The 23,614-nt window shown below is 75.7% G+C and carries 18 protein-coding genes and 1 other RNA gene; 12 read left to right on the top strand and 7 right to left on the bottom strand.

The window, feature by feature from the left end:
• Window positions 1-178: 178 nt before the first annotated feature.
• Window positions 179-1,441: an NsdA family TPR-like regulatory protein gene (locus ABTY61_RS10940; protein ID WP_350504640.1), complete on the top strand. Its 1,263-nt coding sequence runs from the start codon at window positions 179-181 to the stop codon at window positions 1,439-1,441.
• 193 nt (window positions 1,442-1,634) lie between these two features.
• On the opposite strand, the gene rnpB is transcribed toward ABTY61_RS10940, so the two are convergent.
• From rnpB to ABTY61_RS10955, 3 genes are all read right to left on the bottom strand, one after another.
• An RNA gene (gene rnpB / locus ABTY61_RS10945) (RNase P RNA component class A) lies at window positions 1,635-2,033 on the bottom strand.
• Window positions 2,034-2,046: 13 nt separating this feature from the next.
• Complete coding sequence (locus ABTY61_RS10950; RefSeq protein ID WP_350504716.1) at window positions 2,047-3,489, bottom strand: MFS transporter; 1,443 nt, start codon at window positions 3,487-3,489, stop codon at window positions 2,047-2,049.
• 131 nt (window positions 3,490-3,620) lie between these two features.
• On the bottom strand, window positions 3,621-5,087 hold the full coding sequence (locus tag ABTY61_RS10955) for an RNB domain-containing ribonuclease (RefSeq protein WP_350504641.1): 1,467 nt from the start codon (window positions 5,085-5,087) through the stop codon (window positions 3,621-3,623).
• A gap of 178 nt (window positions 5,088-5,265) precedes the next feature.
• Between ABTY61_RS10955 and ABTY61_RS10960 the strand changes: the two genes are divergently transcribed.
• Window positions 5,266-5,715, top strand: a complete 450-nt coding sequence (locus tag ABTY61_RS10960; protein ID WP_350504642.1) for a DUF3995 domain-containing protein — start codon at window positions 5,266-5,268, stop codon at window positions 5,713-5,715.
• A gap of 10 nt (window positions 5,716-5,725) precedes the next feature.
• Window positions 5,726-6,511 carry a peroxide stress protein YaaA gene (gene yaaA / locus ABTY61_RS10965; protein ID WP_350504643.1) on the top strand — a complete coding sequence of 262 codons (786 nt, stop codon included), beginning with the start codon at window positions 5,726-5,728 and terminating at the stop codon, window positions 6,509-6,511.
• 18 nt (window positions 6,512-6,529) lie between these two features.
• Here the strand turns inward: yaaA and ABTY61_RS10970 are convergent, their stop codons facing one another.
• Genes ABTY61_RS10970 through ABTY61_RS10980 form a run of 3 tightly spaced genes read right to left on the bottom strand, consistent with a single transcriptional unit; the run spans window position 6,530 to window position 9,286 of the window.
• Window positions 6,530-7,678 (bottom strand): bifunctional RNase H/acid phosphatase, encoded by a 1,149-nt coding sequence (locus ABTY61_RS10970; RefSeq protein WP_350504644.1) that lies wholly within the window; start codon window positions 7,676-7,678, stop codon window positions 6,530-6,532.
• Window positions 7,679-7,682: 4 nt separating this feature from the next.
• Window positions 7,683-8,426 carry a zinc ribbon domain-containing protein gene (locus ABTY61_RS10975; protein ID WP_350504645.1) on the bottom strand — a complete coding sequence of 248 codons (744 nt, stop codon included), beginning with the start codon at window positions 8,424-8,426 and terminating at the stop codon, window positions 7,683-7,685.
• A gap of 23 nt (window positions 8,427-8,449) precedes the next feature.
• The gene (locus tag ABTY61_RS10980; protein ID WP_350504646.1) at window positions 8,450-9,286 is read right to left on the bottom strand and encodes a Nif3-like dinuclear metal center hexameric protein; all 837 of its coding nucleotides are present in this window, start codon (window positions 9,284-9,286) and stop codon (window positions 8,450-8,452) included.
• 589 nt (window positions 9,287-9,875) lie between these two features.
• Between ABTY61_RS10980 and lanL the strand changes: the two genes are divergently transcribed.
• The 6 genes from lanL to ABTY61_RS11010 all read left to right on the top strand — a co-directional run bounded on the left by lanL (window position 9,876) and on the right by ABTY61_RS11010 (window position 19,623).
• On the top strand, window positions 9,876-12,938 hold the full coding sequence (gene lanL, locus ABTY61_RS10985) for a class IV lanthionine synthetase LanL (protein ID WP_350504647.1): 3,063 nt from the start codon (window positions 9,876-9,878) through the stop codon (window positions 12,936-12,938).
• Complete coding sequence (locus tag ABTY61_RS10990) at window positions 12,935-14,926, top strand: S9 family peptidase (RefSeq protein WP_350504648.1); 1,992 nt, start codon at window positions 12,935-12,937, stop codon at window positions 14,924-14,926. The genes lanL and ABTY61_RS10990 overlap by 4 nt, the downstream gene beginning before the upstream one ends.
• Window positions 14,927-15,069: 143 nt before the next feature.
• Window positions 15,070-15,213 (top strand): VenA family class IV lanthipeptide, encoded by a 144-nt coding sequence (locus ABTY61_RS10995; RefSeq protein WP_157882160.1) that lies wholly within the window; start codon window positions 15,070-15,072, stop codon window positions 15,211-15,213.
• 172 nt (window positions 15,214-15,385) lie between these two features.
• Entirely contained in the window at window positions 15,386-17,038 is a 1,653-nt protein-coding gene (locus ABTY61_RS11000; protein WP_350504649.1) for an ATP-binding cassette domain-containing protein, read from the top strand.
• 526 nt (window positions 17,039-17,564) lie between these two features.
• On the top strand, window positions 17,565-19,289 hold the full coding sequence (locus ABTY61_RS11005) for an ATP-binding cassette domain-containing protein (protein ID WP_350504650.1): 1,725 nt from the start codon (window positions 17,565-17,567) through the stop codon (window positions 19,287-19,289).
• A 163-nt stretch (window positions 19,290-19,452) separates the two neighbouring features.
• A complete protein-coding gene (locus ABTY61_RS11010) occupies window positions 19,453-19,623 on the top strand; it encodes a hypothetical protein (RefSeq protein ID WP_350504651.1) in 171 nt (56 codons plus the stop codon).
• 102 nt (window positions 19,624-19,725) lie between these two features.
• Here the strand turns inward: ABTY61_RS11010 and ABTY61_RS11015 are convergent, their stop codons facing one another.
• Complete coding sequence (locus ABTY61_RS11015) at window positions 19,726-20,811, bottom strand: alcohol dehydrogenase catalytic domain-containing protein (RefSeq protein WP_350504652.1); 1,086 nt, start codon at window positions 20,809-20,811, stop codon at window positions 19,726-19,728.
• Between the two features lie 216 nt (window positions 20,812-21,027).
• Here ABTY61_RS11015 and ABTY61_RS11020 point away from each other — a divergent pair, with 216 nt between their 5' ends.
• The 3 genes from ABTY61_RS11020 to ABTY61_RS11030 all read left to right on the top strand — a co-directional run bounded on the left by ABTY61_RS11020 (window position 21,028) and on the right by ABTY61_RS11030 (window position 23,607).
• The gene (locus ABTY61_RS11020) at window positions 21,028-21,267 is read left to right on the top strand and encodes a hypothetical protein (RefSeq protein ID WP_350504653.1); all 240 of its coding nucleotides are present in this window, start codon (window positions 21,028-21,030) and stop codon (window positions 21,265-21,267) included.
• 131 nt (window positions 21,268-21,398) lie between these two features.
• Window positions 21,399-22,052 carry a class I SAM-dependent methyltransferase gene (locus ABTY61_RS11025; RefSeq protein WP_350504654.1) on the top strand — a complete coding sequence of 218 codons (654 nt, stop codon included), beginning with the start codon at window positions 21,399-21,401 and terminating at the stop codon, window positions 22,050-22,052.
• Between the two features lie 214 nt (window positions 22,053-22,266).
• Window positions 22,267-23,607 (top strand): hypothetical protein, encoded by a 1,341-nt coding sequence (locus tag ABTY61_RS11030; RefSeq protein ID WP_350504655.1) that lies wholly within the window; start codon window positions 22,267-22,269, stop codon window positions 23,605-23,607.
• The last annotated feature ends 7 nt before the right edge of the window (window positions 23,608-23,614 follow it).

A 23,614-nucleotide genomic window follows, 5' to 3' on the forward strand; every position in this document is an offset into this window, starting at 1 on the left:
CCGGCGCTCTTCCACGGAGCCGAGGGGATCGTTGTTTCCTCGCGCCGGGCGGCTGTTAGTCATTGAACGGCGCGGGCATGCCGTAGGAGAGGGGCCACGAAGGGGTGCATTTTCCACCAGGGGACCGCCAAGGGGGCCAGAATTGAGGTCATGTCAGCTATGAGCTAGGGGGCCGCAGGTGAGCGGTGTCAGCCTGGACGGGATCGGCCGACTGTTGCGGGAGATCCGCGAGGCGCATCCGAAGAAGACGCGCGCCGAGCAGGCCGCGTTAGTCGCCGCCGCAAGTGGCGAGTGGTGCGACTGGGAGACCATCAAGCGGTGGGAAACCGAGAAGCGAATTCCGCAGAAACCCTCGTACCAGGGGATCGCCGACGCCTACGGTCTGACCGTGGGCCAGGTGGCCGAGGCCGCCGCCGCCTCCCGGCGGTACCGGAGTGAGCGCAGCACGAAGGGCAACAGCGTGGACAGGCGGAAGTTCATCGGAGCAGGAATAGGAGCAGCCACCGGCCTCGTCGCGCTGCCCGGCATCGCACAGGCCCACGAGGGGATCACCGCCGCGCTCAGGTCATCCGGAGAGGGCGATCTCGCCTACTTGAAATCGGCGTTCGAGCGACACCGGGGTGGCTACCGTGGCCGGGCACCGGAGGCGGTGCTGGCCGAGATGATGGGCGATCTCGATCTGCTGGGTGAGGTGCTGAACCGCCCTCACCCGGCGCGTACCCGTGCGGACCTCGCCCGGACGGCAGCAGGCATTGCGGGCTTGGTGGCGATCGTCCAGCACGATCGCGGTGACCAGCGCGACGCCTACCGGTGGTTCGCCACCGCCGAGCAGGCCGCACGAGAGTCCGGTGATCAGCGGATGATCGCGTGGGTGCTGGCCCGGCATGCCATGGTCCCGCTCAACTACGGCGCCCCTGGGGCTGCCGCTCGGATCGCCGAGCAGGCTCGGCGGGAGGCGGGGAGCAGCCCGACGGCGGCCGGAGCACTCGCTGCAGCCGTCACAGCGCGGGCCCTGGCAGCCTCCGGCGACCGCGAAGCGGCCCGGCGAGCAGTGGACGACGTGCGGAATCTGGCGGAACGACTGGAGGGCGCCGAGGCGGCTGACACCTGGTTCGGCTACCCCGAGCAGAAGCACCACGTGCACCTGTCGCAGGCGTACACACTGCTGGGCGACACGGGCAGCGCCTACCAGGCACAGGAGGACGCCCTGGCGCTCACGGACTCTCCGTCGGTCATGGCGCGCGCCCTGCTGGCAGTGGACACCGCCAAGTGCCTGCGCGTCGACGGCGACCCGACCGGTGCGGCCGAGATGGCGTCCGGGGTGTGGGAGCGGCTGCCGGCCGCCTACCGTGAGGGCCTGATCCGATCCCGCACCGAGACGCTGCATCACCAGCTCACCGGTCGGCCATACGCGCTGCTCGGGGAGGCGCTGGCCAGCTAGCTGCAACGAGGTTACCGGGGGGCTATTGGACGGCTGCTTCGACCGTTCTCACCGCCACTCAATCGCCACACAGCACTCAGAAACAGGCCGCAATAGGCACGAAGAGTCAGCAAGCGATTACAGATCTACGAGACATGAAAAGGCCCCCTGACCTGCAAAGATACAGATCAGGGGGCCCTTCAAAAACCGGCGACGGAAGAGTCGGCCTGTACGCCGGGTTCTGTCACCCGGGTTGCTTGCGCGGCCCGGGGAGACGGCCATCCATCTAGGGCTGCCGTTGCCGACAGCCTCGTGCGGTCTACCCGCGAGCTCGGGCGAGCAGCCCTCGAACACTCGCGCACGGTGCCCGAGGGCACCGATCTTGACCTTGCTCCAGGTGGGGTTTACCTAGCCGGCCGGGTCACCCCGGTCGCTGGTGGTCTCTTACACCACCGTTTCACCCTTACCCACGCGCCGAAAGCGGTGGGCGGTCTGTTTTCTGTGGCACTGTCCCGCGGGTCACCCCGGGTGGGCGTTACCCACCACCCTGCTCTGTGGAGCCCGGACGTTCCTCGGCGGGTCAGGGACCCGTCGCGACCGCCCGGCCGGCTCTTCCGCCGTAGTGGTCATCGTAGCCGCTCGGGCGGAGCCTCCCGAACACCGGACCGGGCCGCCGGGGCCTCGCCGCCCAGGCGGGCGGCCACCCGGGCGGCGGTGCCGGTGGCCCAGGTGCCGGTGGTGAGCACGCCGAGGACCAGGATCGCGCCGCCGAGGCCGACCAGGATCCACCAGCCGGCGTGGCTGGCAGGGGCGAAGCCGGTGGCCACCGGGCCCACCACGGCCGAGGTCACGACCGTACCGATCACCGCCACGCCCAGCGACTGGCCCACCTGGCGGCTGGTCGAGGCGACGGCGGCGGCCACCCCCGCCTGGGAGCGCGGCATCCCGGAGACGGCGGCGTTGGTGATCGGCGCGTTGACCAGGCCGAAGCCGAAGCCGAACAGCGCGTACGCGGCCAGCAGCAGCGCGGCCGGGGAGTCCGCGGTCAGCCGGGTGAGCAGCAGGCCGCTCGCGGCCAGGCCCAGCCCGGCCACCATCAGCGGCAGGCGCGGGCCCCGACTGCCGACGATCCGTCCGGACAGCGGCGCGCAGACCAGCATCAGCCCGGCCATCGGCAGCGTCCACAGGCCCGCCTCGACCGGGCTGTAGTGCCGGACGTCCTGGAGGTAGAGGGTGTTCAGGAAGAGGAAGCCGCCGAGCGCCGAGAACGCGCAGACCGCGGTGACGGTGGCTCCGGCGAACGGCGCGCTGGCGAAGAACCGCGGGTCCACCAGCGGCTCGGCGACCCGCCGCTCCCAGAGCGGGAAGGCGATCAGCGCGGCCACCGCGGCCGCGGCGAGGGCCAGGATCATCGGCGAGGTCCAGCCGTTGGCCGGGCCCTCGATGATCGCGGCGGTGCCGCAGCCGAGCAGGACGACCATCAGCGCCTGCCCGACCGGGTCCAGTCGGCGCGGTCGCGGCGCGCGCGACTCGGGGACGTAACGGACGGTCAGCAGGATGGCGAGCAGCGCCACCGGAACGTTGATCAGGAAGATCGACGGCCAGCCGGCGCCGTCCACCAGGAAGCCGCCGAGCAGCGGGCCGAGCGCCATCGAGATGCCGACCACACCGCCCCAGACCCCGATCGCCCGGGCCCGTTCCTTCGGGTCGGTGAAGGTGTTGGTGATGATCGACATCGCCACCGGGTTGAGCATCGAGCCGCCCACCGCCTGCAGCGCCCGGAAGGCCACCAGCCACTCCAGGCTCGGCGCCAGGCTGCAGAGCAGCGAACCCAGCGCGAAGCAGGCCAGCCCGATCTGGAACACCCGGCGGCGGCCGAAACGGTCGGCCACCGAGCCGAACAGCATCAGCAGCGAGGCCAGCACCAGGGTGTAGGCGTCGATGATCCACTGGAGGCCGGAGGCCGGGGCGTCCAGGTCCTTCTGGATCGCCGGCAGCGCGATGTTCACCACGGTGTTGTCCAGGCCGACGATGAACAGGCTCAGGCAGCAGATGGCGAGGACCAGCAGCCTGCGGCGGCGGCCGGGGTCCGCGGCGGGGGGCGGGCCGGCGGGGGACGGGGCGGCGGGGGGTGTGGCGGCGGGAGGCTGAGGATCGGGCACGGACCGATCCTCCCACCCCCGGGGCGGGGGCGGGCGGTTCAGACAGCGGCGAAGCGGACCGTCCGGGTGGCCGGGTCGGCCGTGGTGAGGCGGACGTCGATCACCCGGCCCAGCGGGAGCGCGGGCCCGCCGCCGTTGCCGCCGGCGGCGTCGCAGCGGGCCCGGACGGCGGGCTCGCGCAGTTGGACGACGCCCGCGCCGGGCCGTTTGCCGTCCACCTCGATGACCACCGCGGGGAACTCCTCGCCCTCCCGGCCCACCAGCAGCTCGGCCTCCACCAGGTCCACGCAGGCCCGTTCGACCTCGGCCGCCCGCCGGTCCCCGCCCGCCATCAGCGCCGGCACGGTCGGCAGCGCCTCGCGCGCCCAGTCCGGCACGTCCTCCCCCGCCGCGACCGCCGCGCACACCTCCTGGGCGAAGCGGTCGCCGAGCCGGCGCAGCGGCGCGGTGCAGTGCGCGTACGGGGCGGCCAGCGCGGCGTGCCCCGGCTCGGCGGGGGCGGGCAGGCCGCGGGACTCGTCGAAGGCGTGGTAGCCGGCGCCGCGCAGCAGCCCGGTGCAGGCGTTCAGGAAGGCCGCGTTCAGCGGCACGTCCGGGTCCAGCGAGCGGATCAGCTCCGGGTACGGGACGGCCTGCGGCCAGTCGACGTCCAGCGCGGCGGCGATCCGGCGCAGCCGGTCGTACCCGGCGGCGGGAGCGGCGGGCAGGGTGCGCAGCAGGCCGACGCCCGCATCCAGCATCAGATCGGCCGCGGCCATGCCGGTGAGCAGCGAGATCTGGGCGTTCCAGCCGTCGGCCGGGCTCGGCGCGCGGTAGCCGAGGACGTAGCCGTGCAGGGTCTCCTCGACCTCCTGCTCGGGCACCGGCAGGCTGATCCCGCCCCGGGCGCGCTCCTGCTCCTCGCGCAGCCGGCCGACGGTGGCGAGCAGGGCGAGCTGTTCGTCGGCGCCGCCGAGGTCCACGGCGCGCTGGACGGCGGCGTAGTCCAGGCGGCGGTGGGAGCGGACCAGGGCGCGGCGCAGGTCGGCCAGCACGACGGCGCCGTCGGCGTCCAGGTCCAACTGCCAGAGCAGGGCCGGGCGGGGCTCGCCGGGCAGCAGGCTGGCGGCGTCCTCGGAGATCCGGGCGGGGTGCAGCGGGACGCGGTGGTCCGGGAAGTAGAGGGTCTCGATCCGGCGCCGGGCCTCGGTGTCGACGGCGCCGCCGGGGCGGACGAAGGCGGCGACGTCGGCGATCGCGTAGTGCACCCGGTAACCGCCGCCCTGACGGTGGCTGAGGTGCATGGCCTGGTCGAGGTCGCGGGAGCCCGGCGGGTCGACGGTGAACAGCGGCAGGTCGGTGGCGTCGTACTCCGGCAACCGGGGGTGCCCGGCCGCTTCCTCCGCCTCGGCGAGCACCGCCTCCGGCCACTCGGTGTGGATCTCCAGGCGGGTGCGGAGTTCGGTCAGCTCGATGTTGATCCGGGCGGAGTCGACGGCCTTGACGCGCAGTTTTCGGCGAGGCATGCAGGCCAGCGTAGGGCGAACCGGGTGATTCCGGGCGCAGGCCCCCGGCGCGTCCGCCCGGGGCCTGCGCCGGCCAGGACGACAGGGGCTGCGCCCGGGGTGGGGGTAAGGGCTCGTACGGTGGGGTCGGGTGTTGGTTCACGGAGTCGGGTGTCGGTTCACGGAGGGGATGCGGGCGATGGGCGGGGTCAGGGCGGCAGGGGTCGTGGTGTCGGCGGGGTTGGCGGTGACGGGGGCGCTGCACGCGCTGTGGGTGGTGACGCCGTGGCCGTTGCGGACGCCGGAGGAGTTCGCGGACACCGTGGTCGGGACGGGCGAGGGGGTGCCGTCGGCGGCGGCCTGTCTGACGGTGGCGGGGCTGCTGGGGACGGCCTCGTACCTGGTGGCGGCGGAGGCCGGGGTGCTGCCCGCGGTGGGTCCGCGGGGGTTGCGGCGGGCCGGGGTGCGGGTGGTGGCCGGGGTGCTGTCGGCGCGCGGGCTCGCCGGGCCGGTGGTGTTCGGGCGGCTGAGTGAGCGCTCGGCGCGGTTCCGGCGGCTGAACGTGCGGTACTACTCGCCCCTGTGCGTGGCGTTGGGAGCCGGGGCGGCCGCAGTAGGGTGGCGGGGTTCGTCCGCCACAAGCTGTTGAGGAGTCCGCTGTGCTGGTGCTGTTGCCTCCCTCGGAGGGCAAGGCCGCGTCCGGGGACGGCGAGCCGGTCGCGCTCGACGGGCTGTCGCTGCCGGGGCTGACGGCGGCGCGCGGCGCGGTGCTGGACGCACTGGTCGGCCTCTGCCGGGGCGACGAGGACACCGCCGCCGAGGTGCTCGGCCTCACCCCCGGGCTGCGCGGCGAGATCGCCAAGAACGCCGGCCTGCCCGCCGCCGGGGCCCGTCCGGCGGCCGAGGTGTACACCGGGGTGCTGTTCGACAACCTGGACCTGGCCACCCTGGACGCCGCCGCGTACGACCGCGCCGAGCGGGCGCTGCTGGTGTTCTCCGGCCTGTGGGGCGCGGTGCGGATCTCCGACCGGATCCCGTCCTACCGCTGCTCGATGGGCGTGAAGCTCCCCGGGCTGGGGGCGCTCGGCGCGTACTGGCGGGGCGCGACGGCCGCCGTGCTCCCGGAGGTGGCGGACGGGCTGGTGCTGGACCTGCGCAGCTCCGCGTACGCCGCGGCCTGGAAGCCGGCCGGTGAGGTGGCCTCCCGGACGGCGACCGTCCGGGTGCTGCAGGAGCGCGACGGCAAGCGGAGCGTGGTCAGCCACTTCAACAAGGCCACCAAGGGCCGGCTGGTGCGGGACCTGCTGGTCGCCGGGGCCGAGCCGAAGACCCCGTCCGAGCTGATGGACGCGCTGCTGGAGCTGGGCCACCGGGTCGAGCTGGCGGCGGAGGGCACGGCGCGCAAGCCGTGGCAGCTGGACGTGGTGGTCACCGAGGTGCACTGACCCCCCGGATGGGGAGGGTCAGCGCAGGTGCGAGCTGTCGTTGAGCAGCCGCAACGAGGCGTTGCCGTCCGCGTAGTACTGGACGGCGCAGATCGAGGCGGCGGACAGCTCCATCCGGTACATCGAGTCCGGCGGGGCGCCGAGCGCCAGCCGGACCAGGGTCTTGATCGGGCTGACGTGCGAGACCACCAGCACCGTCTTCCCCGCGTACCGGGCGAGGATCTTGTCCCGGGCGACGCCCGCCCGGTGGGTGAGGGTGGTGAAGCTCTCGCCGCTGCCGGTCGGCTTGGCCTTGGCCGAGCCCAGCCAGGCCGACAGGTCGTCCGGGTAGCGCTCCTGCACCTCGGCGAAGGTCAGGCCCTCCCAGTCGCCGAAGTCGACCTCGCGCAGCCCGTCCTCGTACCGGACCTCCAGGCCGAGCCTGGCGGCGACGATCTCGGCGGTCTGCCGGGTACGGCGCATCGGGGAGGCGACGACCGCCTGGATGCTGCCTCGCGCGGCCAGCGCCTCGGCGGCCCGCTCCGCCTGCCAGCGGCCCTTCTCGGACAGCTCGGGGTCGGTGCCGCCGCTGCCGGAGAAGCGCTTCTCCGGGGTGAGCGGGGTCTCGCCGTGGCGCAGCAGGACGAAGGTGGTCGGGGTGCCGAGGTCGGCGGGGGCGGCCCAGCCGGCCTTGGGGGCGGGGGGCTTCGGCACCGGCTGCTCGACCGCGGCCGCAGCTTCGGCCGCTGCTGCGGGCCTGGGCTCCCACTGGCGTCCGTCGCGGCCGGCGTCCATCGCCTCGTTGGCCAGCTTGTCGGCGTCCTTGTTCTTCTCGCGCGGGATCCAGGTGTAGCTGACCCGGCCGCGCGGGAAGACCGTGCGCGCCTCGGCGGCGAGCGGCTGCATGTCGGGGTGCTTGATCTTCCAGCGTCCGGACATCTGCTCGACGACCAGCTTGGAGTCCATCCGGACGTCCACGGAGGCGTCCGGGTCGAGCTCGCGGGCCGCCTTGAGGCCGGCGATCAGACCCCTGTACTCGGCCACGTTGTTGGTGGCGTGGCCGATGAACTCGGCGGCCTCGGCGACGAGCTGCCCGGTGTCGGCGTCCCGGACCACCGCGCCGTAGCCGGCCGGCCCCGGGTTGCCCCGGGACCCGCCGTCCGCTTCGACGATGAAGCGCGCCGCCACCGGATCAGGCGCCCGAGTCGGCGGTGCGGACCAGGACCCGCCCGCAGTTCTCGCAGCGGACGACCTTGTCGGCCGGCTCGGCCTTGATGGCGTTCAGCTCGGTGATCGAGAACTCGGTGCGGCAGCCCTCGCAGCGGCGCTGGTAGAGCCGGGCCGCGCCGACGCCGCCCTGGGTCTCGCGCAGCTTGGTGTACACCTTCAGCAGGTCGGCCGGGATGACGGCGGCGACGGTCTCGCGGTCGCGCTTGACCTTGTCGGCCTCGCCGTCGATCTCGGCGAAGGCGGCGTCGCGGCGGCCCTCGGCCTCGGTGAGGACGACGGTGGAGTGCTCCAGGCGGGCGGACAGCTCCTCGACCCGGGTGTTGGCGCTCTCCTGGCGCTCCATGATCTCCAGCACGACCTCCTCGAGGTCGCCCTGGCGCTTGGCCAGCGAGCCGATCTCGTGCTGGAGGTTCTCCAGGTCCTTCGGCGAGGTGATCGCGCCGGAGTCCAGGCGCTGCTGGTTGCGGGCGGCCCGGGCGCGGACCTGCTCGACGTCCTGCTCGGCCTTGGCCAGCTCGCGGGCGGTGTCGCCCTTCTGGGCCTCGGCGGCGACGACGAGGTCCTTGAGCGCGGTGTGGTCGGCGGTGGCCTTGTCGATCTCGGCGTGCTCGGGCAGGCTCCGACGCCGGTGGGCCAGCTGGTCGAGCTTCGAGTCGAAGGCCTGGAGGTCGAGCAGGCGGATCTGGTCGGCGGGCGCGGCGTTCAAGGGGAAAGCTCCTGTGAATCGGGTCAGGCGGTGAAGGACATGGGGGCGTGCGCGGTCCACGGGTCGGTGACCCGGTGGGAGACCTTGGTCTCCACGGCCCAGCCGTGCTGGTCGGCGACGGCCCGCAGGGCGCGCTCGGCCAGGCCGAGCCAGGGCCACTCGGTGGCCCAGTGGGCGGCGTCGACCAGCGCGACCGGCGCGGCCTCGGTGGCCTCGGAGGCCGGGTGGTGGCGCAGGTCGGCGGTCACGTAGGCGTCCACGCCGGCCGCCCGTACGTCGGCGAAGAAGCTGTCGCCCGAGCCGCCGCACACCGCCACCCGGCTGATCAGCCGGTCCGGGTCGCCGGAGACGCGCACGCCGGTGGCGGTCGCGGGCAGGCCGGCGGCGACCTGCGCGGCGAAGGCCGACAGCGTCAGCGGGGGCTCCAGCAGGCCGATCCGGCCGGTGCCGCGACGGCCCAGCGGGTCGGTCCGGTCCGGCACCAGCGGGCCGGTGACCCGCAGGCCGACGGCCTCGGCCAGCGCGTCCGAGACGCCGGGGTCGGCGTGGTCGGCATTGGTGTGGGCGACGTGCAGCGCGATGCCGTTGGTGATCAGGCTGTGCACCACCCGGCCCTTGAAGGTGGTCGCGGCGACGCTGGTGGTGCCGCGCAGGTACAGGGGGTGGTGGGTGACCACCAGGTCGGCGCCCCACTCCACGGCCTCGTCGACGACCGCCTGGACGGGGTCGACGGCGAAGAGCACGCGGCTGACCTCGGTCTGAGGGTCCCCGCAGACCAGGCCGACGGCGTCCCAGGACTCCGCCCACTGCGGGGGGTAGACCTCTTCGAGCGCGGTGATGACGTCGGACAGTTTCGGCACCTGTCGAGACTACCGTGCGCGCGGGGCCGCCCGGGCCTCGGCCGTTCGGGGGACGGGGGCGGGGCGGGGGCGGGGCGGGGCCGGATGGCGTTCGGACGGGCGTGGAACGGCGTTCGGACGGTGGCCGGACGGCGTTCGGACCGCGGCGGGACGGCTTTCGGACGCGGGTGCCGTGGACGTACGGATGCGCGTCAACCCGGCGCGGGGGGACGTCGACCTGCGGCGGATGCGCCCGGAGCGCCGTACGCGGGCCGCGCGCGCCCGTACGCCGGGCGCCCGTTACTCACAGCAGGGTTCTCGTACGAATTCGAAACCGCCCCCTGATCACCCTTACGAGTGAAGTGACCGGCTCTGCGTTGAGGGTTCGGATTTCTCGAAACTAACTTCAGTCCTGCGAACGGGAGTTGCCCTGGCTGCCTCGACCGAACGGTCCCCGACCGAACGGACGGAGGCCCGATCGAGGACTCCCGTCCCGGAGCGGGACTCCCGCTCCTCCCGAGGAAACCGATCAGGCCGGGCCGTCGCGCCGCGGATGCCGAGCAGGGGCATCCGCGGCCCGGGCGGCCGAAACGAAGGGGTGTGGCGACGGATGAGGGCGGACACATCCCTTCGTACGGCCGGGGGCCGGGGATCGGCGGGCCACGGACCGGATGCGGCCGGTGGGTGGCCGGAGGCGACGCGGACGGCCCTGGCCGGTGCCGGGGGCCGGGGAGACGACGGCGACTGGGACGTCACCGTCGGGGGCTTCTGGTGCACGGCCAGGCCGTCCGTGTCCGCACCGTTACCGGCGCAGGGGTGGAAGCTCCACGTCAGCGCCGCCTCGGTGGTCGGCGGGGAGGTGCTCGCGGCGGTGGCCCGGGTGCTCGCCGCGGACCCCTGCAGCTTCAAGTTCGCCGCCGCCGAGGAACGGCTGCGCGAACTCAACTCCCGCAACAGCGACCGCGGTTCGGCGGGAAAATTCATCACCGTCTACCCGACGGACGACGCGCAGTTCCAGCGGCTGGCGGCCGCACTGGACCGGGTGACGGCCGGGCTGCCCGGGCCGGTGGTGCTCTCCGACCGGCCGTACCGGCCCGGCAGCCGGGTGCACTACCGCTACGGCGTGTTCGCGGCCCGGGCGGAGCTCGGCAATGACGGGGAGTACCGCTCGGTGCTGCGCGGGCCCGGTGGGGAACGGGCCGAGGACGTGCGCGGGGGGTCGTACCGGGCGCCGGGGTGGGCGCGGGATCCGTTCGCCGCGCCCGCTGCGCCCGGCGTTCCCGCTGCGCCCGGCGGGCCCGTCGTGCCCGCTGCGCCCGGCGGGCCCGTCGTGCCCGCTGCGCCCGGCGGGCCCGTTGCTCCCGTCGCCCCGGGGCGGCGCAAGGGCGGGGTGCTGCTGGCCGGACGGTACGCGGTGACCGCCGCCGTCCGACACGGCGCCAAGGGCGGGGTGTTCCTCGGGCGCGAGGCGGCGAGCGGCGCGGAGGTCGTGGTCAAGCAGGCCCGCGCGCACATCGAGGTCGACCGCGCCGGGACCGACGCCCGCGACGCGCTGCGGCACGAAGCCGCCCTGCTGGCCCGACTGGACGGGCAGGGGCTGGTGCCGCGCGCCGTCGAACTGATCGAACAGGACGACTCCGTCTTCCTGGTGCAGGAACGAATCGCCGGGCAGCCGCTCGGCTCCTGGGTCGCCGCCCGGCTACGGCGCGACGGCAGCCCCGACGTCGACTGGGCCGAGGCCGGACCGGTGGTGCACGGGCTGCTCGACCTGGTCGAGCGGGTGCACGGCCAGGGGCTGGTGCTGCGCGACCTCTCCCCCGGCAACGTGATGGTCCGGCCGGACGGCAGCCTGCGGCTGATCGACCTCGAACTCGCCGCCGAGACCGGCCGCCGGGCCGGCACCGCCGGCACCCCCGGCTACCGCGCCCCCGAACAAGGACGGCTCGCCCTCGCGGGCTCCTGCACCGCCGACCCGGCCGTCGACCTGTACGCCCTCGGCGGGCTGCTCTTCCTGCTCGCCACTGGGCACGACCCGCTGCTGCCGGAGGACCTCCCGCGGGCCCGCCCGGTCGCCGAGCGCCTCGGCCGCTGGCTCGCCCTCGCGGCCCGATCCGGGGCGACGGCGCGGCGGCTGGCACCGGTGGTGCCGGGACTGCGGGCGGAGGAACCGGAGCTGCGCTGGAGTGTGGCGCGGGCCCGGGAGGCGCTGGGCGGCTCCGCCCGCCGGCCGGGATCCGAGCCGGCCGTTGTGGTCGCTCCGCTGTGGCACGCCGGTGCGGCGCCGGGCGCAGGCGCCGACGGCCCGCTCCTCGATCGGTTGCTGCACGACGGCCTGCGGCACCTCGCCGCCACCGCGACGCCGGAGCGGTCCGACCGGCTGTGGCCCGTGGTGCCCGCCGGGGAGCGGACGGATCCGTGCAATGTGCAGCACGGCGCCGCGGGTGTGCTCGCCGTGCTGGCGCGGGCGGTTGCGACGGAGGGGCTGCCGGCCGGGGTGCGGGCGGAGGCCGCGCGGACCGCCCGTACCGCCGCGGCCTGGATCGAGCGGCGGGTCGCCGTCGAACCGGTGGTGCTGCCCGGGCTGCACTTCGGACGGTCGGGGACGGCGTGGGCACTGCTGGACGCCGCCCGTGCGCTGGGCGACCCGGCGGCGGCCGAGCGGGCCGCCGTACTCGCCCGACGGGTCGCCGTCGAGTGGCCCAACCCCGATGTGTGCCACGGCGCGGCGGGGGCCGGCTTCGCCCAACTCCGCTTCGCCGACGACGCTTTCGCCCATGAGGCTTTCGACGAGGCCGCTTTCGACGAGGCCTTCCGCCGGAGCCACGGCTTCGCCGAGCGGGCCGACCGCTGCGCCCGCGCCCTGCTCGGCGCCGCCCGGCGGGAACCGTACGGGACGGTCTGGCCGGTGCCGGCCGACTTCGACTCGGCGCTCGCCGGGATCACCCACCTCGGCTTCGCGCACGGCGTGGCGGGCGTGGGCGCCTTCCTCCTCGCCACCGCCGGGGCGACCGGCGACCGCGCCCTGCGGGAGGCCTGCACGGCGGCCGCCGTCGAGGCGGGGCGGACGCTCGGCGCGACCGCGCGGTGGAGCGGAGGCGACACCGAGGACGACAACGAGGACGACAACGGGGGTGCCGGCAGGGGCGGCAGCGGGGGCGGCACCGCCCAGGCCTGCGCCTGGTGGCCGCAGAGCGCGGCCGACCCGGGGCACATCCGACTCTCGCACTGGTGCAGCGGTTCGTCCGGCGCGGGCAGCTTCCTGCTGCGGCTGTGGCGGGCGACCGGCGACGCCGAGGCGCTGCGCCTCGCCCGGGCCGCCGGTCGGGCTGTGCTGGCCGGGCGCTGGCACAGCGGGGTGAGCGCCTGCCACGGACTGGCCGGCGACGGCGAGTACCTGCTGGACCTCGCCGAGGCCACGGACGATCGCGAATTCCGCTCCGGTGCGCATGAGTTGGCGCGACTGATCGCGGCCAGGGCCGCCCTGCGCGACGGCCTGCTGGTCCTGCCCGACGAGACCGGGACGGGCTGCGCCGCCGCCTACGGCACCGGCACCGCGGGACCGTTGGCCTTCCTGCTCCGACTCCGCCACGGCGGCAGCAGGCTCTGGCTGGACCCGGTCACCCCCTCCCGCCGCCAACTCCCCTGCGGCGCCGACGGGGTGAGCGGGGAATGAACACGGCCACCCGCACCACCACCCGGGCGCTGCGCCGGCTGAGCTTCTCCTTCGCTGCCGACGGCAGCCACGCGGCCTGCCTGGCCGCGGCCGCCGACAGCGGCTGGTACGTGGAGAGTTGGCGGCTCCCGTCGGACGACTCCCCGGCCGCGCCCGCCGCGCTGCCGCTGACCGGCAACCGGTCGGAGCAGCTGCGCTCGCAGCTGGTCGCGCTGCCCGACGGCTCGGTCCTGGTCTGTCGGCACGACGGCGAACGGCACGACCTGGTCCGCCTCTCGTACGGCGAGAACGGCACCATGGAACAGCAGTTGGCCACGCTCCGGATGCCGGGCCTGCGCCTGCTCCCGCTCCCGGTGCCGCCCGGCGCGGACCCGCACACGCCGGTGGCGATCGCCCTGGGCACGGACACCCGTCCGGCGACCACCGCCTGGCTGGTCCGAACGGACGGCAGCGACCCCGTCCAGGTCGCCGAGATCCCCGGCCTGCACGGCGGCGGCGCCTGGCTGGACCACTCGGGCACGCTGCTCGCGCTGGACCGGGTGGCCGGCGGGCTGGTCCGCAGCGTGGTGCTGGACCTGCGCAGCGGCACCACCACCCCGCTGCTGGAGATCGGCGAGCACAGCAACGACCGGCTGGTGCTGTTCGACCCCGACAGCCGCTTCGCGATGGTGCGCAGCGACGCACCCGGCACCGACCGGCTCGGCTGGGGCGTGCTGGGCGGCGGGCAACCGCTGCGGTTCCCCGAATGCCTGCACGTCACGGGCATGTTCCTGCGCCCGGTGGCGCTGCGGCAGGCCGCGGACGGCCCTCGGGTCGCGGTGCAGATCGACCACGGCGCCGGGTCGGCGCTCGCCCTGTGGCGGCCCGCCGTCGGACGGCTGGACCCGCTGCCGGTGCCGCCCGGGCGGCTCGGCGCGGTCGGGCGCTGGGACGCGGCGGGGCTGCGGATCCCGTACTCCTCGCCCGACCACCCGGCGGCGCTGGCCACCCTGGACGTGGACGCCCTGCTGGCGCACGGCCCGGCCCCCGCCGGAACGGCCCCCATCCCGCTGCCGCTCCAACTCGCCCCGCTCGGCTCGGGCCTGCCCGGACCGTGGCGGGACACCGTACTGCCCTGGCAGCCCGGCGCGCCGCGCCCCACCCGCACCCCGCCGGCCGGCTGGCGTCTGGACGGCAGCACCCAGCCCGGCGACGGCAACCGCTGGCATCCCGCACAGAGCCTCGAACTGGCGGGCCCGGCAGGCCCGTTGGAGGCCCTGGTGTACGGGGGTGACGCCTGGCTGAGCAGCCCGCACCTGGTCCTGGCCCTGCACGGCGGCCCCGCGGACGCCTGGCGACTGGAGTTCGACCCGGCGCTGCAACGGATGGCCGCCGAGGGCCTGGCGGTGGTCGCGCCCAACCAGCGCGGCTCCACCGGCTACGGAGTGCCGCACGCGCTGGCCATCCGGGGCGCCTGGGGCGGGCCCGACCTCGACGACGTGCTGTACCTGCTGGACGGCATCGCCGGGCAACGTGCGGCCCTCGGCCTGGAACCGCCCGCCCTGTTCGGGGTCAGCTACGGCGCCTTCCTGGCCCTGCTGGCGGCGGCGCACGCGCCGGCCGAACAGGTCGCCCGCTGCGCGGTGGTCGCGCCGTTCCTGTCCGGCGCCCGACTGCTGGCCGAAGCGGCGCCCCCCGTAAGGGCGTTGACCACCCGGCTCGGCGGCGGCGAGCCGATCCTGGACGCCCGCGGCCCGCGCGACGTGCTCCAGCTCGCGCACCGGCTGAGCGCGCCGCTGCTGGTCGTGCACGGGAACCGGGACGAGGTCGTCCCGGTCAGCCAATCCCGCTCACTACGGCACGAGTTGCTGCGAATCGGCCGGGTCGAGGGCGCGGACTTCCGGTACGTGGAGGCGGCCGGCTCCGGACACGAGGTGCTCGCCGAGGAGGGCGCCGCCGTGCTGCACGAACTGCTGGCCGCGTTCCTGCGGACCGGCCGGCCGGGCTGATCCCGCCCGGCCGCTCACAGACTCCCGGGCCCGTCGAGGCCCGGGGCACCACCCCGGTGCGGCGGATGGAGGCCGCCCGGGGATCAACACCCGACGCCCGCAGGCAGATCGCGGCGGGCGCATCCCAAGGGGAGGACCCGATCATGGAGAACATGGTGGACTTCGAGACCGACCTCGCGGCGCTGCAGGACCTGCCGGAGACCGAGTCCGTCGAGCTGACCGGCCACGGCAGCGGCTGCCAGTACACCTGTCTCATCCTGACCTGCCTGATCTTCACCAACAGCTGATCCATCGGCTGAGGCAACGGCTGAGGCAACGGCTCAGCCATCGGCTGATCAGGAGTGACCCACGGGTGCCGCCCTCGCCTGTCCGGACAGGCGAGGGCGGCACCCGCCTTCTCGCCCACCTTCTCAGGCACCCTCTCAGACGTGCTTCCAACTCAGCTACGGGAGAACGGACTTGCCCCGCCGACCCACCGGATGGGCCCTCGCACTCGGCATCGCCCTGCCGGTCGAGGCCGCCACCACCCTCGCGCTGCCCGCCGTCCTCGCCGGGGCCGTCGACACCGTCCTCGCCCACCGGAGCGGGGCCGCCCTCGCCCTGCCCGCCCTCCTGCTGCTCACAGCCGCCGCCGCCGACGCCACCGCCGCGGCCGCCGGCCCGGCCTGCTCCGCCGAGGCCACCGCCGCCCTGCGCGGGCGCCTGCTCCACCACCTGTTCGCCCTCGGCCCCGGCGGCCGCCTGCACGGCGGCCCACCGCCCGGCGACCTCGCCGCCCGGCTCCTCGGCTCGGCGGGCGACGCGGGCGGCCGGCTCCCCGCCGTCCTCGGCGCGGCCACCGCACTGCTCACCTCGATCGGCGCGGTCCTCGGACTCGCCGTGCTGTCGCCGTGGCTGGCCCTCGCCTTCTTCGCGGGCGTGGTGCCCGGCGCGGTGCTGATCCGGCTCTTCCTGCGCCAGGCCGGACCGGTGTTCGCCCGCTACCAGGAGGTGCAGGCCGAACTCGCCGCCCGGCTCAGCGGCGCCCTCACCGGACTGCGCAGCATCCACGCGGCGCGCGCGGAACACCGCGAAGCCGCCCGGGTGCTGGCCCCGCTCCCGGAACTCTCCGCGGCCGGACACGCGCTCTGGGCCGCCCAGCGGCGCACCGCCTGGCAGGCCACCCTGCTGATCGCCCTGGTGGAGGTCGCGGTGCTCACCACCGCCGGGGCCCTGCTCGCCGACGGCGCCCTCGCCCCCGGCGCGCTCGCCGCGGCGGCGGGCTGGGCGGCGCTCGGCGCGGGGCTCTTCGAGCAGGTCGAGTCCCTGGTCGGGGTCGCCCACGCGCGTGCCGGCCAGGCCCGGGTCGACGAGCTCCTGGCCCTCGCCCCGGCCCCGGCCGGCACGGCGGCCCTCCCGGCGGGCGGGCCCGGGGAGGTCACGCTGCGGGGCGTGGTGGTGCGCGACGGAGAACGGGTGCTGCTCGGCCCGCTCGACCTCACCGTCCCCGGCGGCCGTACGGTCGCCCTGGTCGGACGCTCCGGCTCCGGCAAGTCCCTGCTCGCCGCACTGCCCGGGCGGCTGCGCGACCCCGACGAGGGGGCCGTACTGATCGACGGCGTCCCGGTGGGCGCCCTGTCCCCCGCCGACCTGCGGGAGGCGGTCGGCTACGCCTTCGCCCGACCCGACCTGGTCGGCCGAACCGTCCGCGACGCACTCGCCGGAGCGGGCCCGGCCGAAGCCGCGGCCGCATGCGCGGACGGCTTCCTGGCCCGGCTCCCCCGCGGCTGGGACACCCCGCTGGACGAGCTCCACCTCTCCGGCGGCGAACTCCAACGCCTCGGCCTCGCCCGACTGCTGGCCCGCCCCACCCGCGTCGTCATCCTCGACGACGCCACCTCCGGCCTGGACCTCGCCACCGAGTACCAGGTCACCGAGGCCCTCGACCGCGCCACCCACGGCCGCACCCGGCTGGTCATCGCCCACCGCACCACCGTCGCCGCCCGCGCCGACCTCGTCGCCTGGCTGGACGGTGGCCACCTCCGCGCCCTGGCCCCCCACACCCAACTCCTCACCCACCCCGACTACCGCGCCGCCCTCGCGACCACCACCCTCCAAGCAGCCACGGCCTGACCCGCCCCCGGGCTCCCGAAGTCGACTTCCCACCCAAGGCCCCCACGCCGATCGCACCGGGCCGGGCCGTCACCGCCGACCCGGGAAATGTGCGGGCCCAACAAACCCCACACCACAACGCGTGCTGCACCGAAGGCCGGCCCGATCGACGTCTCGCGCACACCGCTTAGCCGTACGCGGGAAGTCGGCCCGGCCGACTTCCCGTCCTCCTAGAAGGCCGACTGGATCGACTTCCATGCGACTCACCTCGAACCATGCCAGCACCAGCACCGACGCCGGCACCGACGCCGACGCTGAAAGTCGGCGGGGCCGACTTTCCGTGCAACCGCCGAGCCGGGCGGGCCACCGTGCGAGGGGTCGGCGGCGGACGAGGCGGGTGGGGTCGTCGTCGCCTGGAGGTCGCCGGGAGCCGGGAGTGTCTGCGCCCGGAGGTCGGCGGGGGCCGGGGGTGTCGGGGCGGCCCGGCGCGGGGGCGCCCGGGTGGGGGTTGTGGATGGGGGAGGTGCGGGGGACGCGGGCCGCGTTGGTGGGGTTGCTCGTGTGGTCGGGGGTGGAGGCGGTGCCGCCGTTGGTGTCCGGGTTGTTCGTGTCGGCCGCGGTCGATCAGGGGTTCCTGGCCGGGCGGCCGGGGGTCGGGGTGGCCTGGCTGGGTGGGTTCGGGGCGGCGATGGGGGTCCGGGCGTACGCGGCGCGGGCCGGGTTCCCGTACCTCGCGGGGGTGGTGGAGCCGTTGCGGGACGCCTTGGTCGAGCGGGTGGTCCGCGGTGCGCTGGCGCGGCCGGCGGCGGATCCGGCGGCGGTCGCCCGGCTGACCGAACAGGTCGAGTCCGCACGGCAGTTGACCGCGACGCTGCTCCGCACGCTGCGCGGGGTGGGGGTGACGCTGGTCGCCGCGCTGGTCGGGCTGGCGCTGCTGGCACCGGTGGTGCTGCCGTTGGTGCTGGTGCCGCTGCTGGCGGCCGGTCTGCTGTTCGTGCGGCTGCTGCGGCCGATGGCGGCCGGGCGGCAGGCCGTCGTGCTGGCCGAGGAGCGGCTCGCCGCCGAGGCCGGGCGCGCGCTGCGCGGGCTGCGCGATGTGCAGGCGACGGGCTCCGGGGAGGCGGTGGCCCGGGCGCTGACCGGGGCCGCGCGGGAGAGCGCCGCAGCCTCCCGCGCGCTGGGCCGGGCGTCGGCCCTGCGGGCCCTCGTGGTGGCACTCGGCGGGCGACTGCCGGTGCTGGCCGTCCTGGCGGCCGCGCCGTGGCTGCTGGCGCGCGACGCCCTGACGGCGGGCGAACTGCTCGGTGTCGCCACCTATCTCCTCCAGCAACTCGATCCGGCGGTAAGGACGTTGGCGGGCACGGTCGGCGGCTGGCTGCTCAACCTCGCCGTGGTCCTGGACCGCCTGGCCGCGGCAACCGCCGGAACCGATACACCAGCCGGCACCGGCAGCGCACCACCCGGTGTCCCACCCGGCGTTCCACCCGGTGTCCCACCCGGCGTTCCACCCGGTGTCCCACCCGGCGTTCCACCCGGCGTCCCGCTCGGCGAGGTACGGCTGACCGGACTGCGCTACGCCCACGCCCCCGGTGCCACGCCCGTACTGGACGGGGTGGACGCGGTGTTCCGGCCCGGGGAGCACGTGGCGGTGGTGGGGCCGAGCGGGGTGGGGAAGTCGACGTTGGCGGGGCTGCTGGCGGGCTTGGCGACACCGACGGCGGGGGCCGTACTGGTGGGCGGCGGCATGCGCGGGGTGGTGCTGCTGCCGCAGGAGGCGTACGTGTTCCCGGGCTCGGTGTGGGAGAACCTGACCTGGCTGGCCCCGGGCGCGTCCGAGCCCGAGGTCGCGGAGGCCGTCGGGCGACTGGGGGCGGACGGGGTGGTGGCGCGGCTGGGCGGGTTGGCCGGCCCGCTGCGCGATCCGGGCGAACTGTCGGCCGGGGAGCGGCAGTTGCTGGCACTGGTGCGGACGTATCTGGCGGCTTCGCCGGTGGTGGTGCTGGACGAGGCGACCTGCCACCTGGAGCCGGCCGCGGAGGAGCGGGTGGAGCGGGCGTTCGCCGAGCGGCCGGGGACGCTGGTGGTGGTCGCACACCGGATCAGTTCGGCGTTGCGGGCGGACCGGGTGCTGTTGCTGGACGGCGGTCACGGGGTACTGGCCCGGCACGGCGACCTCCAGGTGCTGTCGCCGTTCTACCGCGAACTCGTCGGTCACTGGTTGGGTTCGACGACCGGCCCCGGGGCCGCGGGCGGGACGGGACTCGCCTCATGAGGTCGATAGGATCTCGTCCGTCCCGGCCGTTATGGTGGCCGGGGCACGGGCCGCGATCACCGGCTGTGGGCGCGTACCGAGCGCCCGATCGGGGACCCGACCGTGTGCCGCAGGCGCCGGACGGGCGCCGACGACCCGCACCCTCGCACGGAAGACGATTCTCATGTCCGACACCCTCACCGACACCACCGGCTCCGCGGTCAACGGGTCCGACGCCGACGAGAAGACGGCCGAGTACTCCTCGCACGGTCGCCACCGCGGCGGCTCGGCCGCCGACGACACCCCCGGGGCGGACCCGCACGGCCGCCACCGCGCGGCCGGCGCCCGGGGCTGATCCGGGCAGCACGCCGACACACCCCGCGAGGGCCCGCCGAGGATGCTCCCCGGCGGGCCCTCGCACGTCTCCCGGCGGACCCGACCGCTTCAGGTCAAGGCGTCAGGAGTCCAGCGAGACCACCGTCCGCAGCGCCTCGCCGCTGCGCATCTGGGTGATCGCCCGGTTCACGTCGGCCAGCCCGACCCGGTGGGTGATCATCCCGTCGAGGTCGATCCGCCCGGCCCGCCAGAGGTCCACGACGAGTCCGATCGTGCGGGCGACCGGCGCCCCGCCGTACAGCGAGGGCAGCAGCCGCTTCTCGTTGAAGAACAGCTCCCCCATGGTGAATTGGGCGAGGTCGTCCTGCGCGCCCGCGCCGATGACGACGACGGCGCCGCCGCGCCGGGCCACGTCGTAGCCGGCCCGGACGGTGGCCGCGCGGCCGACCGCTTCGAAGACGTAGTCGAAGCCGCCGCCGGCCAACCCCTTGGCGAACGGCTTGAGTTCCTCGGGGGCGATGGCCTCGGTGGCCCCGAAGGCGAGGGCCCGTTCGCGGCGCGAGGCGACCGGGTCGACGACGGTGATCCGGGCGGCGCCGCAGACCCGGGCGCCCTGGACGGTGGCCACGCCGACGCCGCCCGCGCCGATCACCGCGACCGAGGAACCGGGCTCGACCCGGGCGGTGTTGACGGCGGCGCCGATGCCGGTGGTCACGCCGCAGCCGATCAGGGCGGCGGCCTCGTACGGGAGGTCGGCGGGCACCTTGATCACCGCGTCGGCGGCGACCACCACCTCCTCGGCGAAGGCGCCGGTGCCGTAGAAGCCGGAGGCCTCGGTGCCGTCGTCGGCGAGCCGGAAGCCGGGGGCGCCGAGCCGCCGCAGGCTGGCGATGCAGAGGTGGCCGCGGCCGTGCTCGCAGTGGGCGCAGCGTCCGCAGGGGGCCATCCAGCAGAGCACCACGCGGTCGCCGACGGCGATGCCGGTGACGCCTTCGCCGACCTCGACGACGTCCCCGGCGCCCTCGTGCCCGGGGACGAACGGCGCGGGCTGCGGCAGGACGCCGCTCATCGCGGAGAGGTCCGAGTGGCACAGGCTGGCGGCGCGCATCCGGACCCGTACGGTGCCCGGGCCGAAGCCGAGCGCCGTGACGTCCTCGCGGACGTCGAGGGTGTCCTGGCCGGTCTTGTGCAGGACGGCTGCGCGCATGGGGCTGCTCCCGGTGTGCCGCGGGTCAAGGGTCGGGGCGATTCTGGCACGGCCGCCGGCCACCGACTAGAACGCGTTCCAGAACGGCGCGGGGGCGGCGAGGAGGCTCACCGGATCCGGGCCGAGGAGCGCGGACGGCCCCGGGTCGGCCGCGCCCGGAACCGCCGGACCGAGGACGCCCCCGCACCGCCCGCACCGGAGTTGCTCTGGGACCGGGTGCGCGAGCACATCGCCGCCGTCCCCGCCGTCGAGCACGAGCGGCTGCTGCGGCTCAGCGCCCGCGACCGGTGCGCCGTGGACGGCTCGCACCCGCCGACCCACCTGCGGATCGCGCTGGCCGAGCGTGCCGGGGACGGGGGCGCGGCCGTCACCGCCACCGCCGCCGAGGCCGCGGCGATCGCCGCCGAGCTGGCCCCGTACCGCGCCCGGATCGCCGCCGACCTCCTGGCCGGCTGACGGCACCGGCCCGACGGCACCGGCTGACAGCGCCGGCTCACGGCACGAACCGACCTCCCGGCAGCCGCCCCGCTACCGTCGAGTAGGGTCCGAGCACGTCCGTCCGCCGCCCGAACCCTAGGAGCACCCCCATGTCCGACCTGCTGGAGGGCGCCCGCCCGGCGCCGGAGGTGCTGGCGGCGTTCGAGGCGGCCACCGGGTTCATGCCGGTGGACGAGGGCCTCGCGCTGTACGCGGCGGCGGTGGCGGCGGCCCGGCGCACCGGGCTGCCGGTGCTGGAGATCGGCACCTACTGCGGCCGCTCGGCGGTCCTGCTGGCCGCCGCGGCCCGGGAGGCCGGGACGGTCGCGCTGACCGTGGACCACCACCGCGGCTCGGAGGAGCAGCAGCCGGGCTGGGAGTACCACGACCCGACCCTGGTGGACCCGGAGGTCGGGCGGATGGACACCCTCCCCCGGTTCCGCCGCACCCTGCACGCCGCGGGTCTGGAGGAGCACGTGGTCGCGCTGGTCGGCCGCTCGCCGCAGATCGCCGCGCTGTGGGGACGCCCGCTGGCGCTGGTCTTCATCGACGGCGGGCACACCGACGAGCACGCCACCGGCGACTACGAGGGCTGGGCGCCGCACCTGGCCCCGGACGGCCTGCTGGTCGTCCACGACGTGTTCCCGGACCCGGCGGACGGCGGCCAGGCGCCCTACCGGGTGTACCTGCGGGCGCTGGCCGAGGGCTTCGAGGAGGTCTCGGTGACCGGCTCGCTGCGCGTCCTGCGCCGGGCCGCCGCCTGACGCCCGCCCCGCGCAGCCCGGCCGTCCCCTCTGCGCCCACCGCCCCCGTCCACCCCGCGGGATCACCCCCACAGCCGCGCCCCGATGCTCTAACGTCGTGCCGGGGCTGTCGGGCGGGGGTTCGAACGGTACGGTGTCCGCGCAGCACCAGGCAGCTGCGGCACGGGCGGCAGCACCAGGCAGAGCATCGGCGGACGGTGGGGGCTAGCGGCACATGACGGACCAGCACAACACCGCTCCGGCGGTCTGGGACCCGACCGCGCGCGGCGGCGCGGGCGGCTGGGTCCGCAATCCGCAGCGCCCGGACACCGAATCCGCCCCCGCCGCACCACCCGCGCCCCCCGGCGCGGGCGCGGTCGGCGACCAGGGCCCGCCACTGGGCGGCCGCCCGTACCTGTCCACCGCCCCGGGCTTCGGTCCGCCGCCGGACATGTCGGGACCGGCCCCCGCACCCCGGCCGGGCGCCGCGCCCCAGCCCGCCCCCGCACCCCGGCCGGACCCCGGGCCCGGGGCACCCACCGCCGCCCTCCCCCGGATCGGCCCGCAGCCCCCGGGCGCCCCGCCCGCGGCGACCCCCTTCCCCTCGCACGCCGCCCCGCAGGACCGCGGCCCGCAGAGCGGCCCCCAGGGCGGGCCGCTCCCCGGCCCCGGGTACGTCTACCCGCCGCCGCCCCCGGCCGGCCCGTACCAGCAGGCGCCGGACCCGCAGGCCGGGTACGGGTACCCGCCGCCCCCGTACTCCCAGCCCCCGTATCCCCAGGCCCCGCACGGCGCCCAGCCCTACCCGGCCCAGCCGACCGCCCTCCCGCTCGGCGACCAGGACCACGAGGACGACGAGGACCGCCCGAACAACCGCAAGGCCCCGCTGCTGATCGGCTTCGCGGTGCTGCTGGTGCTGGCCGTCGGCGGCGGCCTGCTGTACGCGGCCCAGGGCGGCGGCAAGAGCGACCAGGCCGCGCCCGCCCCGTCGACCGCCGGCACGGCCGGCTCCGGCAACCCCCAGCCCGCCCCGGCGCCCACCGGCACCGACGCCGCCCCGAGCAGCGCGGCCACGCCCGGCGACACCCCCTCCCCGACCGCGACCACCACCGGCCCGAACGCCAAGGCACAGGCACAGGCGCTGGACGGGCTGCTCACCGAGGGCGGGAACGCCCGGACCCAGATCGGCAACGCGGTCGCCAAGGTGAGCAGTTGCCCGTCGAAGGCCGACATCGAAAGCGCGGCGCAGGTCTTCGACAGCGGCGCCACCCAGCGCCAGGGGCTGCTGGGCAAGCTCGCCAAGCTGAGCGTCACGGACGTTCCGGGCGGCGCGGACGCGGTGAACTCGCTGAAGTCCGCGTGGCAGTTGTCCGCCGACATCGACAAGGCGTACGCGAGCTGGGCGCGCGCCGTGGCCAAGCAGGGCTGCTCCGGCACCGCGCCGAGCACGCCGGACAAGAAGCACGCGGACGAGCTCAACCCCCAGGCGACCCAGGCGAAGTCCGACTTCCTGACCAAGTGGAAGCCGATCGCGGACGCCTACGGCCTCAACACGCCCACCTCGGACAGGATCTGAACCGACC

Origin of the sequence: Kitasatospora sp. NPDC096128 (assembly GCF_040303105.1) — a bacterium.
Taxonomy (GTDB): Bacteria; Actinomycetota; Actinomycetes; order Streptomycetales; family Streptomycetaceae; genus Kitasatospora.

What these genes read in the sequence shown, in the direction of transcription:
- ABTY61_RS10960 (WP_350504642.1), top strand. Translation starts at nt 5,266, where the DNA reads ATGGGCGGGGTCAGGGCGGCAGGGGTCGTGGTGTCGGCGGGGTTGGCG.
- lanL (WP_350504647.1), top strand. Translation starts at nt 9,876, where the DNA reads ATGAGGGCGGACACATCCCTTCGTACGGCCGGGGGCCGGGGATCGGCG.
- ABTY61_RS11025 (WP_350504654.1), top strand. Translation starts at nt 21,399, where the DNA reads ATGTCCGACCTGCTGGAGGGCGCCCGCCCGGCGCCGGAGGTGCTGGCG.
- ABTY61_RS10955 (WP_350504641.1), bottom strand. Translation starts at nt 5,087, where the DNA reads ATGCCTCGCCGAAAACTGCGCGTCAAGGCCGTCGACTCCGCCCGGATC.
- ABTY61_RS10995 (WP_157882160.1), top strand. Translation starts at nt 15,070, where the DNA reads ATGGAGAACATGGTGGACTTCGAGACCGACCTCGCGGCGCTGCAGGAC.
- ABTY61_RS11015 (WP_350504652.1), bottom strand. Translation starts at nt 20,811, where the DNA reads ATGCGCGCAGCCGTCCTGCACAAGACCGGCCAGGACACCCTCGACGTC.
- ABTY61_RS11030 (WP_350504655.1), top strand. Translation starts at nt 22,267, where the DNA reads ATGACGGACCAGCACAACACCGCTCCGGCGGTCTGGGACCCGACCGCG.
- ABTY61_RS11010 (WP_350504651.1), top strand. Translation starts at nt 19,453, where the DNA reads ATGTCCGACACCCTCACCGACACCACCGGCTCCGCGGTCAACGGGTCC.
- ABTY61_RS10990 (WP_350504648.1), top strand. Translation starts at nt 12,935, where the DNA reads ATGAACACGGCCACCCGCACCACCACCCGGGCGCTGCGCCGGCTGAGC.